Origin of the sequence: Kitasatospora indigofera (genome assembly GCF_014655955.1) — a bacterium.
GTDB classification, from domain to species: Bacteria; Actinomycetota; Actinomycetes; order Streptomycetales; family Streptomycetaceae; genus Kitasatospora; species Kitasatospora indigofera.
Genome location: NZ_BNBO01000039.1, coordinates 17,887 through 35,372, shown reverse-complemented (window position 1 = coordinate 35,372; position 17,486 = coordinate 17,887). Strand labels below are relative to the sequence as shown.

Below are 17,486 nucleotides of genomic sequence, written 5' to 3'. Positions count from 1 at the left end.
ATGAACCGATGAAGCGCAAGGGAACCGGCCCCGACGGCCTGGTCATCGTCGACAAGCCGGAGGGCATCACCTCGCACGGGGTGGTGGCCAAGATGCGGTGGCTGGCCGGCACCCGCAAGGTCGGGCACGCCGGGACGCTGGACCCGATGGCCACCGGCGTGCTGGTGATCGGCGTCGAGCGGGCCACCCGGCTGCTCGGGCACCTGATGCTCACCGCCAAGACCTACGAGGCGACGGTGCGGCTCGGCCAGAACACCGTCACCGACGACCGCGAGGGCGAGGTCACCTCCTCGACCCCCGCGACCGGGGTGACCCGGGAGGCGGTGGACGCCGGGGTGGCCAAGCTGACCGGCGAGATCATGCAGGTGCCGTCCAAGGTCAGTGCCATCAAGATCGACGGCAAGCGCTCGTACACCCGGGTGCGCGAGGGCGAGGACTTCGAGATCCCCGCCCGCGCCACCACCATCCACTCCTTCACCGTGCACGGGCTGCGCGAGGCGGTGGCCGAGGACGGGACGCCGGTGGTCGACCTCGACGTCACCGTGGAGTGCTCCTCCGGCACCTACATCCGGGCCCTCGCCCGCGACCTCGGCGCGGACCTCGGCGTCGGCGGGCACCTGACCGCGCTGCGCCGCACCCGGGTCGGCCCGTACTCGGTGGAGTCCGCCCGCACGCTGGAGCAGCTGGAGGACGCGGCCAAGGGCGAAGCCGCCACCGGCCTGCCGGTGCTGCCGATCGGCGAGGCCGCCGCGGCCGCCTTCCCGCGCTGGGACATCGACGCCGACCAGGCCAAGCTGCTCGCCAACGGCATGAAGCTGAAGGCGCCGGGGCTCGGTGTCGAGGGCCCGGTCGCGGTCTTCGGCCCGGAGGAGCGCTTCCTCGCGCTGGTCGAGGAGAAGGGCGGCTACGCCCGCCCGGTCGCCGTTTTCGTCGGCTGACGAGGGGCGGGCGGGCCCGTCGGCCCCCGGCCGGCCGCTCACCTGTTCACCCGGGGAAGCCCGGGGAAGCCCGTACGCGTGTCCCATCCGCGTACGGGCTTCCGGTGTTCTCGGGGCCGGTGCGCCGCTGCCGCCCGGCCGGGCGCCGGGCACTCACCCGGACGGGCGAGCGCGCGAGGTGAAGCCGGGTGGTGAACGGCGCGTGCGGGGTCGCGCGGGTACGGCGGCGGGCAGGCTCCGGGCGGCCGGGCACGACGGCCGGGCGGGCCTCTCCGGGGCCCGCCCCGGCCCAGCGGGAAGGGCGGCGCGAATGACGGGTGGCCGGGGCGGCGGAGCGGCCGCGGAACCGGGGCGGGCCCTGCTGCGGATCCACGACCTGAACGGCGGCCTGCGCGGCCTCGGCTTCGTCGCCGACCCGCAGGGCACCGTCCTCACCGCGCACGAGGTGGTGGCCGGTCTCGACCGGTTGGTCCTGCACCTGCCCGGCGGCCAGACCCGGGTGCTCGGGGCGGACAGCGTCCTGCCGCTGCCCGGCTCCGGGCTCGCGCTGCTGAGCACCGGCGCGGTCGGCGGGCTGCCGCTCCCCGCGCTGCCGATCGCCGCCCCCGAGGCCGGCCGGCCGGGCGCGGTGCCGGGCCTGCCCGGCGGGCCCGGCACCGCGCCCCCGCCGCCCGGCCGGCCGGTCACGGTGCTGTCGCCGGCCGACGGGCGGCAGCGGCCCGGCCCGCTCACCGGCGGGGTGCTCGGCAGCACCGCCGCGATGTACGCCTGGAGCGGGGGCTTCCAGCTGATCGGCGGCGCCCTGCTGCTCGACCTGCCGCAGCCGGACGGCCCGCCGACGGCCGGCGCTCCCGTGCTGGACGCGGAGAGCGGCGCCGTCCTCGGCGTCGTCGCCCCCGCGCTGCGGGGCCCCTACCCGCCCGAGGAGCACCCCGGCACGGCCCTCGCCGTCGTACCGGACGCGACCGACCCCGCGCTGGCCGCCCTGCTCGCCCGCAACGCCGCCGGGGTGCCCGGCTTCGGGCGGGCCCTCAACCTGGGCGGGGTGCTCCGGCTGGCCGCCGTCCAGCTGGCCGCGGCCGGCGCCGGACCGGGCGCCGTCGCCGACCTGGCCGCCGACCGGGTCGACCGGCCGGACGGACTGGTCGGCGAGGAACCGCGGGCCACCGTCACCGCCCTGGTCGGCGTGCCGGGCAGCGGACGCACCACCGAACTCGCCGCGCTGGCCGTCCGGCGGGCCGGCGGCCTCCGGCCGTTGCCCACCCTCTGGCTGCGGGGCGCCGATCTGCGGGCCGCCGACCGCACCCTCGCCGAGCCGCTCGGCCGGGCCCTGGAGCACGCCACCCGGCTGCTGGCCGCCGAACTGCCGGGCGTCGGGCCCGGCCCCGACCCCGGCGAGGTGGCCCGGCTCTGCTCGGCGGCGCACCGGCCGCTGCTGGTGGTGCTGGACGGCCCGGAGGAGGCCCCCGTGCCGCTCGACGCGGCCTGGCTGCGGGCCGCCACCGGCTGGCTGGAGGACTGCGGGGCCCGGCTGCTCACGGCCTGCGGCGAGGACGCCTGGGAGCAACTGGCCCCCGGCCCGGCACCGGACCGCGCCGGGCGCCGGCTGCTCCCGGACGGTCGGGACGCGGACGGTCCGGGCGCGACCGGCCCGGGGGCGGCGGCCGCGGCGGGCCGCCGGGCCTTCGAGCCGGCGGACCCGCCCCGGGTGCACCGGCTCGGCCCGCTGCCGGCCGAGGCGGCCGGCCGGGCCCGGCGCCGCTACGGCCTGCCCGCCGGGCGGCCCGGTGCCGACGCCCGGCACCCGCTGGCCCTGCGGCTGGCCGGGGAGCTCCGGGCGGCCGGCGTGCAGGGGGAGGCCGGCTCGCGCGGCGACCTCTTCGCCGGCCATCTCGACCTGCGCTGCCTGGCGGTGGCCCGCCGGATCGCGGGCGCCTCGGTGCCCCGCCGGCCGGGCGCGCACCGCCGGGGCGGGCCGCCGCCCGCCGGCGAGGACACCGGGCGGCTGCGCCGGCTCGCCTCGGCGGTGGCGGGGCGGGTGCACGAGGCCGCCCGGCGGATGCTCGGCCCGGGGCACGGCGGGCTCGACCGGGAGGCCTTCGAGGAGCTGTTCCCGGTGGCCGGCGGGTGGGCCGCGGCGGTGCTGGCCGAGCGGCTGTTCGTGCCGGCCGGCCAGGGCTACCGGCCGGCCCACGAGGAGTTCTCGGACTGGCTGCAGGGACTGCACCTGGACCTGGACGCGGCCCTGCGGCTGCTGTTGGCGGAACCGGCCGGGCCGCCGGTGGGCTCGGAGCGGACTGGTGCCCCGGAACGCACTGGTGCGCCGGAACGGCCCGGTGCACGGGAACGGCCTGGTGCACCGGAGCGGTCGGGCGTGCCGACGGGGCTGTCCGAGGGGTCTGGGGGGCTCGGGCCGGAGGGGCCGTGGCCCGGCCGGGAGCTGTCCGGGGCGGGCGGCCCCGGGGCCGTGCGGGACGGCGCGGCGCAGCCCCGGACGGAGCCCCGGACGGAGCCCCTGGCCGAACGTCGGGGAGTGGGTCACCCGCCCTGGGCGGCGCACGGAGCCGGGGCGCACCGGCCGGCCCGCCCCGGGCCGGGGGAGGCGCCGCCCGGCGGGTCCGGGCCGGCCGGACCGCCGGACGTGACCGGACCGGCCGAGGCACGCGCCGAGGGACCGGCCGAGCGGCTCCCCGAGCGGCTCCCCGAGGGGCCGTCCGACGTGCCGCCGCAGGTGCCGCCCGAGGGGCCCGGCCCGGTGGTCGTCGCCCGGCACCGGGCCGGGCCGGTGGCGGCCGCCCTGCGCACCCTCGGCGAGGACCGGGGGCCGACCGCGCTGGACCCGTGGCTCCACCGGCTGTGCCGGGCGCTGGACCTCGCCCCGCCGGGCGGCGAGGCCTCCTGGTGGGCCGGGCGGCTGCTGGCCGCGGGTCTGGCCGGTCCCGAGCCGGCCGCCCACGGCGCCCTGCTGGCCGGGCTGGCCGACCGGATCGCCGAACGGGCCTGCGCCACCGGCGTACCCGACCCGGCGGCCGCCGGGTACGGCCGGTTCGGGCCGGACTTCTGGCTGGGCCTCGGACTGCCCGCCGCCGCCGAACTGGACCTGCTGCGCCGCCTGGTGCGCGCCGACGGCCCCGGGCAGCCCTTCCTGGCCGCCGCCGCCCGGCGGCTGCGCGCCGACCCGGCCGGGGTGATCCCGCTGGTCTGCGCCTGGTTCGACGACCCCCGGGGCCTGCCGGCCCGGCCCGGGAGCACCGTCGCCGACCTCGCCCACGACCTGCTGCACGCCCATCGCAGCCTCGCCCTGGACGACCTGACGGACCGTCTCGCCGACGCCGCCCACCCGCGCGCCGACGCCCTGCTGCTGGTGCTCGCCGCGGACGAGCCCTCCGCCCTCTGCCGGGCCGTCGACCGCTGGAGCCACGACCCCCGCCCCGAACGCCACGTGGCGGCCGCCGTGCACGCCCTGCGGGCCGCCCCGCACGCCCGGGGGGCCGGCGCCGAGCTGCTGCGCCACAGCGCGCTGGCGCTGCTGGCCCGGGAGGACGAGCCGGGGCTGCACGGGGCCGCGCTGGCGCTGCTGGTCCGCGCCCCGGGGACCCGCGCGGCGTACCTGCCACGCGCCCTGGCCGCGTACGCCGCGGGCGATCCCTTCGTCACGGCGGACGTCCTGGCGCCGGCCCTGGAGAGCCACCCGGACGAGGTGCTGGCCGCCCTCGCCGAGCGCCTGGCGCTGCCCGGCGCCGCGCCGGCCGAGGGGCTGCGGGTGCTGGCGGGGGCGGCCGCGCCGGAGGTGCTCCGGCGCGGCGCCGAACTGGCCGGGGCGCTGCTGAGGGAGCGTCCGGAGCGGGCCGCCCTGGTCGCGGGCGAGTACCTGGAGGGCCGGTTGCGCGGCCTCCCCGGCCCGCTGGGGGCGCCGGCGGACCTTCGGGCCCTGCTGGACGGCGTGCTGACGGCGCGGCCGGCCGTGCGGCGGGTGTTCGCCGAGGTGCTGGCCGTCGCGGGCGGGCCGGCCCGGGCGGAGCTGCTGGCGGCCCTGCTGGCCGCGGAGAGCGATCCGGTGGTGCTGACGGCGGCCCTGGAGCGGCTGGCCGAGCACTGCGCCGGCCACGACGAGGGCTGGGCCCGCGAGGTGGTCGCCGGGGCCTGCGCCGCGCTGCTGGAGGCGGACGAGGTGCTGGTGCGCTGCGCCGGGCGGTCGGCGGCGTTCGCCCTGCTGCTCGCCCGGTGGCCGGACGAGCACGCACCACCGCTGCCGGAGGGGCCCGGGCTGGCCCGGATGCGGGCCCTGGTGGCGGCCGGGCGCGACCCCCAGTACGCCGCCGCCGAGGCCGAGCGGGAGGCCGGACCGGGCGGGCGGGCGGCCGGCGTGCGGCCGCCGCGGCGGCGAACCGGCCTTCCGGTGCCGGAGCAGGGGCGGGCGCATGGCACGCTATAGGGGTTCGGATGTGAGCGTTTGAGCGTACAGAAGGTACGCGGCGTACGGAACAAGGAGCGGTCAGGGTGCAGCGCTGGCGTGGCCTGGAGGAGATCCCCGGCGACTGGGGACGCAGCGTCGTCACCATCGGCTCGTTCGACGGAGTGCACCGCGGGCATCAACTGATCATCAACCGGGCGGTGGAGCGGGCCCGTGAGCTGGGCGCCAAGGCGGTCGTGGTGACCTTCGACCCGCACCCCAGCGAGGTCGTCCGGCCCGGCAGCCACCCGCCGCTGCTCGCCCCGCAGCCGCGTCGCGCGGAGCTGATCGCCGAGCTGGGGGTGGACGCGGTGCTGGTGCTGCCGTTCACCTTCGAGCTGTCGCAGGAGTCCCCGGAGACCTTCGTCCAGCAGGTGCTGGTGGACGCGCTGCACGCGCGGACGGTCATCGAGGGGCCCAACTTCCGGTTCGGGCACAAGGCCGCGGGCAACGTCGAACTGCTCGCCAAGCTCGGCCGGGGCGCCGACTTCGACGTCGAGGTGGTCGACCTTCAGGTGTGCGGCCAGGCGGGCGGCGGGGAGCCGTTCTCCTCCACCCTCACCCGGCGGCTGGTCGCCTCGGGGGACCTGGCGGGCGCCGCCGAGGTGCTCGGGCGCCCGCACCGGGTGGAGGGCGTGGTGGTGCGCGGTGCGCAGCGCGGGCGCGAGCTGGGCTACCCGACCGCCAACGTGGAGACCGTCCCGCACAGCGCGATCCCGGCCGACGGCGTCTACGCCGGCTGGCTGACCGCCCCGACGGAGGGCTCCCTGGTGCCCGGCGGCGGGACGGGCGAGCGGATGCCGGCCGCCATCTCGGTCGGCACCAACCCGACCTTCGACGGCACCACCCGCACCGTGGAGGCGTACGCCATCGACCGGGTCGGCCTGGACCTGTACGGGATGCACGTCGCCGTCGACTTCCTGGCGTACCTGCGCGGCATGGAGAAGTTCGACTCGATCGACGCGCTGCTGGTGCGGATGGCCGACGACGTCGAGCGGGCCCGGATCCTCACCGGGGCGGGCCCGGCGGCCGGCTGACGGCCCGCCGCCCGCGCGGCGGCGCACGCGAAGACCCGCCGGCCCTCGGGCCGGCGGGTCTTCGCGTGCGGACGGCGGGTGCCGGGGGCGCTACCCCTGCTGCTGGGGCGGCTGGCCCTGGGGCGGGTAGCCGTAGCCGCCCTGCGGGGCCTGGTGCTGCGGCTGGGCCCACTCCTGCGGCAGCTGCTGCCCGCCGGGGGCGGCCTGCTGGGGCGGGTAGCCGTACCCGGGGGGCGGCGGCGGGGCCTGGCCCGGCTGCGGGGCCCAGGGGGCGCCGGGCGCGGGCTGGCCGGGCTGCTGCTGCGGGTAGCCGCCCTGGCCGCCCTCGGGCCCGCCGGCGGGCGGGTACTGCTGCGGCTGGCCCCACTCGCCGGGCTGGGCCTGCTGCTGCGGGTACGGCTGGCCCTGGTACGGCTGCGCGGCGGCCTGCTGCCAGCCGCCCGCCTGCTGTCCGGCGGCCTGCTGGGCCCGGATGATGTCCTCGCCGACCAGGGTGGCCAGCTCGAAGTAGGCCTCCCGGACCTTGGGGCGCATCATGTCGAGGTTGACCTCGGCGCCGGCGGCCAGGCTCTCGTCGAAGGGCACCACCACGACGCCGCGGCAGCGGGTCTGGAAGTGCGCGACGATGTCCTCGACCTTGATCATCTTGCTGGTCTCGCGCACCCCGGACACCACCGTGATGGAGCGCTGGACCAGGTCCGCGTACCCGTGCGCGGAGAGCCAGTCCAGGGTGGTGGAGGCGCTGCTCGCGCCGTCCACGCTGGGCGTGGAGACGATGATCAGCTGGTCGGCGAGGTCCAGCACCCCGCGCATCGCGCTGTACAGCAGCCCGGTGCCGGAGTCGGTCAGGATGATCGGGTACTGCCGGCCCAGCACGTCGATGACCTGGCGGTAGTCCGAGTCGTTGAACGTGGTGGAGACGGCCGGGTCGACGTCGTTCGCCAGGATCTCCAGGCCCGAGTGCAGGTCCTGCGAGGTGAACTGGCGGATGTCCATGTAGCTGCGCAGGTGCGGGATGGCCGTCACCAGGTCGCGGATGGTCGCGCCGGTCTGCCGCTTGACCCGGCGCCCGAGGGTGCCGGCGTCCGGGTTGGCGTCGATCGCGATCACCTTGTCCTGGCGCTCGCTGGCCAGGGTGGCCCCGAGCGAGGTGGTGGTCGTGGTCTTGCCGACGCCGCCCTTGAGGCTGATCACCGCGATCCGGTAGCAGCTCATCACCGGGGTACGGATGATCTCCAGCTTGCGGGCCCGGTCGGCGGCCGCCGCCTTGCCGCCGAACTGGAAGCGCGACTGCTGGCGCTGCTGCTTCGGCTGGCTGCGCAGCAGGCGGTCCGAGGACAGCTCGACGGCGGCGGTGTAGCCGAGCGGCGCGCCGTGCGCGGTCTGCTGCGGGGCACCGCCCTGCTGGAACGCGGCCGGGGCCTGCGGGACGCCGCCCTGCTGCGGCCAGCCGGGCTGGCCGCCCTGCTGGGGCTGCTGGGGCTGCTGCGGCGGCTGGTAGGTGTTCGGCTGCGGCCAGCCGCCCTGGCGCGGGTCGACCGGCGGACCGGGCGCGGGCTGCTGCGGCGTGGCCTGCTGCTGCGGCTGCTGCGGAGCCTGCGGGGGGTACGGCTGCTGCTGCGCCTGCGGCGGGTAGCCGTAGCCGCCCTGCTGCGGGGGCTGCTGCTGGGCCTGCTGCTGCTGGGCCCACTGGGCCGCCTGCTGGGCGGCGTGCTGGGCGGCCTGCTGGTCCTGGCCGGGGTACTGCGGCTGCTGCGGGGCCTGCTGCTGCGCCTGCGGGGGGTACGGCTGGTGCTGCTGCGCCTGCGGCGGGTAGGGCTGCTGGGGCTGCTGCGGCGGGTAGGGCTGCTGCTGCGGGGCCGGCGCCTGCTGCGGCGGGTACGGCTGCTGGGCCTGCTGCTGGGCGAGTGCGGCCTGGTACTGCTGGGCCTCCGGGCCGACGGCCCACGGGGGCTGCTGCTCGGGCGCCGGGGCCGGAGCGGGCGCGCCGGCCTGCTGCTCCTGCACCGGCACGGCCGGCTGCACGGGCTGCACCGGCGGCGCGGCCTGGACGGCGGCCTCCACCGGGGCGGGCGCGGGCGGCACCACGGCGACCGGCTCGGCGGCCTGCGGCACGGGAGCGGGGGCCGGTACGGGTGCGGACACGACGGGCTCGGGCACCGGCGCGGGGCCGGGGGCCGGGGCCGCCTCCACGACCGGTGCGACGGGGGCGGCCGGAGCGGGCCCGGGAGCCACCGGGGCCGGTACCGGAGCGGGGGCGGCGGCCTCGGGCGGCACCGGGGCGACCGGCGCGGCCTGGACCGGAGCCCCCTGGGCGGGGACGGCCGGCGGCCCGGGCGCCGGCGGCACCTCGGGCGCCCCGGCGGCCGCCGGCCCGGCCGGCTCGCTCTGGGTGTACCAGGACGGGGGAGTGTAGTCGGGCGCGTCGGACCAGTCGTCGTCGTCCTCCGCCGCGTTGTCGCCGACGTAGACGCCGTCCCGATCGCTGCTCACTTGGGCTCCCTCGTGTTCGCCGCCGCTGTTCGCGGTGCCGTTGCGCATCAAGATTAGGACGTGAATCGGCCCGCGCTGAAGGCGGTGTCTCATCTTGTCCGGGGAACGCCCTCCACCGGGTGACTCCCGGGGCTCCGGCCCGCGCCGCCCTCCCCGCCCGGGTCAGTCCATCCGGCGCGGGGCGCCCAGCACCTGGGTCTCGGCCTGGCCGGCGACGGTCCGGACGTACTGGCGCCGCATCCGGGTCGCCCACAGCGTGATGTCCTCACCCAGCGTGGGCAGCGAGGCCACGTCCTGGTCACCGAGCGACAGCACCCGGCCGACCAGTTCGGCCTCCTGAGGGGAGATCCGCTGCAGGCCGACCAGGTCGGCGGCGTTCAGCACCCGCGCGGCGTTCGGCCCGAGGTACGGCAGCAGGGTCAGGGTGGTCTGCCAGGGCGCGGCCGAGAGCCGGCTGCGCGGTGGCCGGGCACCGAGGTCCCGGACCACCAGCACCGGCGAGGCGACCGAGGCGCCCTGCGGCCCGAGCCGGCCCACCTGGTGCACGGTCACGCACGGCTGGCCGCCGCCCGCCGCCTGCGCCATCGGGGCCCACAGCTGCGGGCGGGCGGTCTCGACGGCGATCCGGGCGCCGGTGGCGGCCGCCCGCAGCGCGATGATCTGGGCCGTCCAGACGCCGCCGACCAGCACCAGGTCGTAGGCGGTGGGCCGGAACAGGCCCAGCACGGCGGGCTGCTGCTGCGGGTCGACGCCGATCACCACGCCGTCGTCGCCGACCGGGAAGGCCATCGCGCCGAGGTCCTCGGGGTTGAGGACGTGCTTCTCGCGCTTGGGCCCGCGCAGGCCGAAGCCGGGCAGGATCCGCGTCCGGGTCCGGGTCTGCTCGGTGCCGGGGGCCGGGGCGGGAGCGGTGGGGTAGGTCTGGTACGCCATCAGGAAGTCCCTCCCAGGGGCAGCGTGGCGAGCAGGCCGGGGGCCTGCTCCAGGTCGAGCCGGTTCAGGCCGAGGCCGGCGCTCTGGGCCCGGGCCTCCACCAGCCGCCCGACCTGGGCGACCTCGCTCTCGCTGCGCCCGGTCACCCGGACGTGCCCGCTGATCGCCACCGAGCCGCCGGTGCCGCGGCCGGCCGTCAGGCTGAAGGTGCTGGCCAGCGCGGGGGTGCCGGTGACCAGGTTGACCAGGTCGGGGGCCGCGATCCGGCCGGGCGCCCCGCCCGGGCGGCTGAGCTGCGGCCACTTCGAGATCCAGTAGGTGCTGTGCCAGCGGTCGTCGATCCGCCAGAACTTGGCGCTCTCCTGGGTGCGGCGGGCGTTCGCGCCGCCACCGCCGGTGCCCTGACGGCCCGCCACGGCGATCGGGTTGGCGCAGGTGGAGATGGCCAGGGCGGCGATCAGCTCGCGCTCGTCCAGTGCGGTCGCGGTGAAGCCGGCGCCGTTGAGCCGGCCGGCCAGCTGGTCGGTGACGCGCTGCAGGGCCTTGCGGGCGCCCTCCTCGCCGCCGCCGCGGGCCAGGACGGCGGTGGCGGCCTGCTCCGGGTTGAGCTTGAGGGCGACCCAGGTGAGCCGCAGGCCCGGGGTGGCGATGCCGTCCGGCAGCTGCTGGTAGGCGCGGGCCGCGAGCGACTGGTCCGGCAGGTGCGGGGCCGGCGCGGGCTGGGTGTGCTGCACCAACTGCACCGACTCCAGGGCGATGTCGTCCACCTGGAGGGCCGAGCAGATCACGTCCAGCGGCAGCGGCAGCGCGGTGCGCACCGGGCGCAGCGGCTGGTCCTTCGCCTGGACGAGCAGGACCGAGCTGAGGAAGGTGCCGTCGCCGACCATGCCGGTCTCCCGGCGGACGGGCCGGCCGCCGAAGTCGGCCTCGGTGGCGTGGGTGCAGGTGCGCAGGGCCGGTTCGAGCTCCAGGGCCGGCGCCAGGGCCGGGTCGGTGCCGGCCGGCGGGATGTTCCCCGCGGCCTTCTTCCGACGGGCCTTCAGCGCGGAACGGACCCGCAGCGCCTCGGGGATGGTGCGTCCGCGCAGCGGGATCAGGGCGATCACCACCAGCGCGGCGGCGACCACCGCGAACGCGCCTGCAGCGGCCTTGCCGATCGTCCAGCCGACGGCGACCAGCGCCACCGCCACCTCGATCAGGACGAGTTGCTGCAGCCTCAGCCGGCTGCCGAGCAGCCCGGGCCGCGGGTGGACCCGGACCGGAACCGCCGAGGCCGGGGTGCCCGGCGCGGCCTGTGCGGGGCGGCCCCGCCGGCTCGCGCGGCTCCCGTCCCGGCTCTGCGATGTACTGCGTCGCCCTGGAGCGGTCTGGCTTGGCATCCCCCGGATGACCCTCTCTGATCAGATATCGCGGCCCGGTTGGCTGGTTCGCGAACCGTACCCGTACCGTACTCACCGTCTGCTGCCGCATCGTAGAGGGTTTGCTGTGGCCCTCGTCCGGCGGGTGGCAGACTCGCGGACCGTCCGGCCGACGGACGACGCGCCATGACTGCAGGTCACACAGCAGATGTCGGTCATACAGGGGAGACGACGAGCAATGGCATCACGCCGGGACGAGCTGAACGCCTACACCTTCGCCCGCAAGCGCACGGTCGGGGCCTTCCTGCTGCCGGGCGGCGGCGGCAACGACGAGGACGCCCCGCGGCCGGTCAAGGCGGTGCTGCCCAGCGTCATCGTCGGGACGCTGATCGTGGGCGGCTTCGGCCTCTGGGGGGCGTTCAAGCCCAGTGCGCCGCTGAACTGGGACAACACCAAGAACATCATCCAGGGCAAGACGTCGTACACCCGGTACGTGGTGCTGCTCGACGACGACAAGAAGACCAAGCGGCTGCACCAGGTGCTGAACATGTCGTCGGCCCGGCTGGTGGTGCCGGCGGACGCCAAGGTGGTGGTGGTCGCGGACAAGGTGCTCGACGCCTACCCCAACCACGGGGCGACCATCGGCATCCCGTACGCGCCGGACAAGCTGCCGAGCAAGGCGGTGGCCGGCCAGTCGATGAAGTGGTCGGTGTGCGACCGGCCCGGCTCGGACGACAAGCACGAGACGGTCAACCAGGCGGTCTTCGTCGCGGGCGGCGCGGACGCCAAGGACCTGGCGGCCAAGGACAAGGTCCTGGACATCAACCAGTCGCTGCTCGTCCAGGAGATGGACGAGGCGCAGGTCAACGGCCAGCAGGGCGCCCCGACCACGCAGAGCAGGCTGGAGCTCTACCTGGTCGACTCGCAGGGCCGCAAGCACGCGATCGGCGGCACCCAGACCTCCGACCAGGAGAAGAAGGCGCTGGTCACCGCGATCTTCGGGGAGAGCGCCGTCCCCCAGCGGGTGAAGAAGGAGTGGCTGGCCACCCTGCAGCGCGGGATGGCGATCAGCTTCCCGCAGGTGCCCGGGATGAACCCGGCGGTCAAGACGGCCAACTCCAAGATCCAGCTGGTGTCCGCCGAGGACCGGAAGATCGGCCGGCTGGTCAAGTACGGCGAGAAGTACTACGTCGTCGGCGAGAACGAGCTGTTCCCGGTCACCCAGTTCCAGAGCATGCTGCTGCTGCGCAACCCGGCCCTGCAGGGCCTGTACAGCCAGGACAAGGACCCGCACCCGAGGATCGACGAGCTGACCCCGCAGGAGCAGTCGGACTTCGGCCAGGGCTCGTTGACGGACAACAAGCTCAAGCTGCCCGACGACTGGCCGGCCAAGGCGGGCGAGCCGGTGAACAACTGGACCGCCGCCAAGGACCGCAAGGAGGTCGTCTGCAGCACCTTCGAGGGTGTCGGGGAGGACGGCAAGACGCCCCGGCGCAGTGTCTGGGCCGGCACGGAGTACCCCGGGAAGTACACCGGCATCACCGCCTCGGCCCGGGTGACCGCCGGGTTCGGCCTGTTCTACCGGGCGCTCGACAACGAGGTGGGCGGCTCCGGCAACAGCTACCTGATCACCGAGACCGGGCTGCGCTACCCGGTGCAGGCCAACGGTGACGGCGGCCGCAAGAAGCCGGCCACCCCGCAGCCTGGCCAGCCCTCCGCGCCGGCCGCCGCCGAGCAGCCCGCGGAGCAGGCCGCCCCGCAGGAGTCGGGCAACGCGCAGGCCAGGCTGGGCTACAACGAGCTCCAGCCCGCGCTGGTGCCGCGGGAGTGGTCCGACCTGGTGCCGAGCGGCCCCGCCCTGAGCGAGGAGGCGGCGTCCCAGGAGCAGGACGCCTGACATGTGCTCAGGTAACAGGCCTGGCACCACTGTCATGGTCTGGTAACTTCCGGGATCCCGGTGTTGGGCCTCGCGCTGACGCCTACTAAAGTGCAGGAAGGCACCGCACGGGTGGTGCCGACGGGTGGGCCGTGCAAGGACACCCGGACACAATGTCTGTCTCATGGGGGACGGTAGATCATGGCTGGTCAGTTCAGGACGACCGCTGAAGAGATGGATGCTTTCGCCAAGCACATGGGCGAGGTCAGCGACCAGGTGCAGGGCGAGCTGAAGAAGCTCGACGGCATCGTGTCGCAGATCGCCTCGGGCTGGCAGGGCCAGGCCGCGACGGCCTACCAGAACCTTCAGAACCGCTTCAACGAGGACGCGAAGGGGCTGAACGAGGCGCTGCGCGCGATCCAGAACGCGATCGAGCTCACCACCAAGGCCTACGCCGCGACCGAGGCCGCGCAGCAGTCCGCGCTCGGCCAGGTCGCCGGCCAGATCTGATCCGGTAGCCGAGGCCACCGCGTCACTCGTTCATCGGTCCTCGGGGGCCGAAACCGATCTTCGACAGGGAGACAGCATGTCCGGGCAGATTCTCGTCAATTTCGCCACCATCTCGGGCGCCGGCGCCGAGGTCCGGGCCACCGCGGCCCGTATCCAGTCCCAGCTCGACGAGCTGAAGGCCGGCGTCACCAAGATCGCCGCCTCCTGGGAGGGTGCCGCCCAGCAGGGCTACCAGGCCCACCAGAAGAAGTGGGACGACAAGGCCGCCGACCTGCAGCAGGTGCTGACCCAGATCGGCTCCTCGCTCGACCAGGCGGCGTCCAGCTACCAGGAGACCGAGCAGAAGAACTCGACCATCTGGAGCTGACCTTGCGTTCACCCCGCGAGGGGTGAGCTCAACTCCGCGGTACGGGGCGGGCGTCCGAGAGGGCGCCCGCCCCTCGCGCGCACGGGAGCCGCGCCGTCCGGCCCGGCCGGACCGCTCCCGATCACGACCACGGGTGGACATATGAGGGGTGGCACGGTGTCGGTGGGTACGTACCGGAAGGCAGCCGCGTTGGCGGCTTCGCTCGTGGTGGCCGGCAGCATCGCCGCGACCCCCGCGTACGCCGCGCCGGGCGAACCGGGTACGACCTGGTCCCCGATCGGCATCGCCGCGGCCGGCGACTGCCCGAGCCCCGCCAAGGACGTCCCGGTCACTCCGTGGTCCCTGCAGCGGGTGCTGCTCGACCAGCTCTGGCAGGACGACAAGGTGACCGGCGCCGGCGTGACCGTCGCGGTGATCGACACCGGGGTGGACGACGGCAACCCGCAGCTGGCCGGCAAGGTCAGGGACGGCGGGTCGCTGCTCAAGGACAAGGACAAGAACGTCGTCCCCGGCGACGGCAAGACCGACCTGGTGGGCCACGGCACCAAGGTGGCCGGCATCATCGCCGCCGCCAAGCGGGACGCCACCGGCTTCGTCGGGCTCGCCAAGGGCGCCACCATCCTGGCCATCCGGCAGAACGACAGCGAGGGCAACGGCGACGTCGGCACCCTGGTCACGGCGATCCGGTCGGCGGTCGACCAGGGCGCCCGGGTCATCAACATCTCCCAGGACGTCCGCAGCAGCGACGACAGCGGCCGGTTCCCGGGCTACGACACGCTGAAGGACGCCGTCGACTACGCCGAGTCCAAGAAGGTCGTGGTGGTGGCCTCCTCCGGCAACGACGGCCGCGAGGGCCCGACCTACCCGGCGGCCTACCCGACGGTGCTGGCGGTCGGCGCCTCCAACCGCAACAACGAGCGGGCGGACTTCTCCCAGTACGGCGACTTCGTCGACGTGGCGGCCCCCGGCGTCGACATGCTCTCCACGGTCCCCAAGCAGGGCCAGTGCGTGGACAACGGCACCAGCTTCGCCGCCCCCTACGTGGCGGGCGTGGCGGCCCTGCTGGTGGGCGCGCACCCCGACTGGACGCCCGCGCAGATCCGGGCCCGGATCGAGCAGACCGCCCAGCGCACCGAGCACGCGCAGAACCGGTTCATCGGCTGGGGCGTGGTCGACCCGGTGAAGGCCGTCACCAGCACCGCGCCGCCCGCCGAAGCGGCCGTGCCCGACACCCCCCGCGCGCTGTCGGCCGGGGCGGTCGTGCCGATGCCGGTCGGCCTCGCCGAGACCCAGGCCGACCGCGACGCCCGCACCGCCACCTACGTCCTGGGCGTCGGCGCCCTGCTGGTGGCCCTGCTCGGCGGCGGCGCGGTCGTGGTCCGCGACCACCGCAGGCGCGCCCGGGCCTGACCCGCCCACCCTGCCGGGCCGGTGTAACGTCCCGGCACGCTCACCGCATCTATCCAGTAGTGAGGGAGAACGAGCGGGCGGCAACGGGGGGTTGGCGGATGGGTGGGGCCGGTGCAGCGAGGGACGCCAAGGACGGGGAGTTCCTGGAACTCGTCTCCGGGCGGGCGGGGCACCTCTACCGATCGGCCTGTCTGCTCACCAGCGGCGACACCCATCTCGCCGAGGATCTCGTCCAGGAGACCCTGGGCCGGATGTACGTGCTCTGGCGCCGCTCCGCCTGGCGGTCCGGCCGGTCCGCCGCGATCGACAACCCGGGGGCGTACGCGCACACGGTGATGGTGCGCACCTTCCTCGCCCAGCAGCGCCGCCGCTCCAGCACCGAGCGCCCCACCGGGGACGTGCCCGAACCCGCCGGCCACGAGTCCGACAGCACGCTGCGCCTGACCCTGCTCGACGCGCTGGGCCGGATGCCGGCCCGGGACCGGGCGGTGCTGGTGCTGCGCTACTGGGAGGACCGCAGCGTCGAGGAGACGGCCGAGGTGATGCGCTCCAGCGCCGGCGCGGTCCGTACCCGCAGCAGCCGGGCGCTGGCCCGGCTGCGGACGCTGCTCGGCGATTCGCTCGCGGAGCTCGCCGCCCGCTGACCCGGCCGCGGCGGCCGCCGCGCCCGTCGTGCCCCGCACCTTCTGCGACTCTTCTGCGACCCCCTTCTGCGACCACGGAAACGGTGATCACGCATGTCCACGGACGAAAAGTTCGAAGACGACCTCATCTACGCCATCTCCCGTACGGGCGACGCCTTCCAGGCGGAGGGGACCGCCCTGCTCTCCGGCGGCCTGCGGCGCGGACGCCGTCGCTGGCGCCGCGGCTCGGCGGCCGCGGTCGCCGGGGGCGTGACGGCGCTGGCGCTGGTCGCCACCGGCGGGGTGTACCTGGCCGGGGCCGGCGGCCCGCGGGGCGACGGCGGGCAGCCGGTGACGGTCGCGGCGGCGGACGGCTCGGGGGCGCCCGCGTCCGGTACCGGCGCCCCGGACGCCGGCGCGCCGGGCACGCCCGTCCAGTCGGCGGCCGCCGCCCCGGCGGCCGCGGTCACCGGCGAGCAGATGGCCGGCCTGCTGAAGGCGCTGCTGCCGCCGGGCACGGTGACGGTGGCCGGCAGCAGGGGCAGCGCGGGCACCGGGAACCAGCCGCCCGGTGCGCCGTACGCGAGCGTGGTGTTCGACGACGGCCACGGCCAGGCCGCGATCCAGGTCGGGGTCCAGCGCCAGGCGCCGGGTGACGCGTCGCTCCTGGACCAGGTGAAGTGCCCCGACCCCAAGTTCCAGCCGGCCGGTGTCGTCTGCACCAGCACGCTGCTCGCGGACGGCTCCACGCTGATGGTGCTGCAGGGGTACGAGTACCCGGACCGCCGGGTCGACACCAAGGCGTGGTCCGCCACGCTGGCCGGCCAGGACGGCCGGCTCGTCCAGGTGCAGGAGTGGAACGCGGCGAAGGAGAAGGACGCGCCCATCACCCGCCCGGCCCCGCCGCTGACCCCCGCGCAGCTCGGCGCCCTGGTGACGGACAAGTCCTGGGACGCGGTGGTGCAGGCCCTGCCGACGCCCAAGCCGCAGTCGCCGGCCACCGGCAAGGAGTACTCCGCCGAGGAGATCCTGGCGATCACCGCCGGGCTGCTGCCGGCCGGGCTCACCGAGTCCGAGACCGGTGGCCAGCCGGGCTACGCCAACTTCGTGCTGAACGACGGCAAGGGCAAGAGCATGGTGGAGCTCAACGTCCAGGACTGGAGCCGGGCGCTCAAGGAGCACCAGCAGGGCACGGCGAAGGACGGCGATGTGGTCGAGCAGGTCTTCGCCAAGGCGAGGACGCTGCCGGACGGCACCAAGGTCGTCTTCGAGAAGGGGGCCGACAAGGCCGCCGTGTGGACGGTCGACAGCCTGCGTCCGGACGGCATGCGGGTGGTGGTCGGCGCGTACACCGCCGGCGGCCCCAAGCAGCCCTCGGTCCGTACCGCGCCGGCGCTGACCGAGGCCCAGCTGGAGGCGATCGCCACCAGCCCGCTGTGGGTGCTCAAGAAGTAGCCGCCGACCTCGTCATCCGTCCGGCGGGCCGGA

General features: G+C 76.1%; 12 protein-coding genes. 9 read left to right on the top strand and 3 right to left on the bottom strand.

The annotated features are described in order from the left end of the window. Window positions 1–8: 8 nt before the first annotated feature. From truB to IE329_RS27225, 3 genes are all read left to right on the top strand, one after another. Complete coding sequence (truB, locus tag IE329_RS27235; protein WP_190213639.1) at window positions 9–938, top strand: tRNA pseudouridine(55) synthase TruB; 930 nt, start codon at window positions 9–11, stop codon at window positions 936–938. Window positions 939–1,248: 310 nt separating this feature from the next. Next, window positions 1,249–5,373 (top strand): serine protease, encoded by a 4,125-nt coding sequence (locus tag IE329_RS27230; protein WP_190213638.1) that lies wholly within the window; start codon window positions 1,249–1,251, stop codon window positions 5,371–5,373. A 65-nt stretch (window positions 5,374–5,438) separates the two neighbouring features. Next, window positions 5,439–6,428, top strand: a complete 990-nt coding sequence (locus IE329_RS27225; protein WP_190213637.1) for a bifunctional riboflavin kinase/FAD synthetase — start codon at window positions 5,439–5,441, stop codon at window positions 6,426–6,428. A gap of 90 nt (window positions 6,429–6,518) precedes the next feature. Here IE329_RS27225 and IE329_RS27220 read toward each other — a convergent pair whose 3' ends face one another. The 3 genes from IE329_RS27220 to eccE form a co-directional block, all read right to left on the bottom strand. Next, window positions 6,519–8,921 (bottom strand): MinD/ParA family ATP-binding protein, encoded by a 2,403-nt coding sequence (locus IE329_RS27220; protein WP_229927793.1) that lies wholly within the window; start codon window positions 8,919–8,921, stop codon window positions 6,519–6,521. Window positions 8,922–9,083: 162 nt separating this feature from the next. Further along, complete coding sequence (locus IE329_RS27215; protein ID WP_190213635.1) at window positions 9,084–9,854, bottom strand: hypothetical protein; 771 nt, start codon at window positions 9,852–9,854, stop codon at window positions 9,084–9,086. Next, window positions 9,854–11,233: a type VII secretion protein EccE gene (gene eccE, locus IE329_RS27210; protein ID WP_190213634.1), complete on the bottom strand. Its 1,380-nt coding sequence runs from the start codon at window positions 11,231–11,233 to the stop codon at window positions 9,854–9,856. Before eccE ends, IE329_RS27215 begins: the two co-directional genes overlap by 1 nt. Window positions 11,234–11,450: 217 nt before the next feature. Between eccE and IE329_RS27205 the strand changes: the two genes are divergently transcribed. The 6 genes from IE329_RS27205 (at window position 11,451) to IE329_RS27180 (ending at window position 17,453) form a co-directional block, all read left to right on the top strand. Next, on the top strand, window positions 11,451–13,109 hold the full coding sequence (locus IE329_RS27205; protein ID WP_190213633.1) for a type VII secretion protein EccB: 1,659 nt from the start codon (window positions 11,451–11,453) through the stop codon (window positions 13,107–13,109). Window positions 13,110–13,289: 180 nt separating this feature from the next. Then, window positions 13,290–13,598: a WXG100 family type VII secretion target gene (locus IE329_RS27200; RefSeq protein ID WP_190213632.1), complete on the top strand. Its 309-nt coding sequence runs from the start codon at window positions 13,290–13,292 to the stop codon at window positions 13,596–13,598. A 76-nt stretch (window positions 13,599–13,674) separates the two neighbouring features. Then, entirely contained in the window at window positions 13,675–13,965 is a 291-nt protein-coding gene (locus tag IE329_RS27195; RefSeq protein WP_190213631.1) for a WXG100 family type VII secretion target, read from the top strand. Between the two features lie 141 nt (window positions 13,966–14,106). After that, a complete protein-coding gene (mycP, locus tag IE329_RS27190) occupies window positions 14,107–15,375 on the top strand; it encodes a type VII secretion-associated serine protease mycosin (protein ID WP_190213630.1) in 1,269 nt (422 codons plus the stop codon). 98 nt (window positions 15,376–15,473) lie between these two features. Next, window positions 15,474–16,019, top strand: coding sequence for a SigE family RNA polymerase sigma factor (locus IE329_RS27185; RefSeq protein WP_190213629.1), 546 nt, complete (start codon window positions 15,474–15,476; stop codon window positions 16,017–16,019). A 93-nt stretch (window positions 16,020–16,112) separates the two neighbouring features. Next, window positions 16,113–17,453: a hypothetical protein gene (locus IE329_RS27180; protein WP_190213628.1), complete on the top strand. Its 1,341-nt coding sequence runs from the start codon at window positions 16,113–16,115 to the stop codon at window positions 17,451–17,453. The last annotated feature ends 33 nt before the right edge of the window (window positions 17,454–17,486 follow it).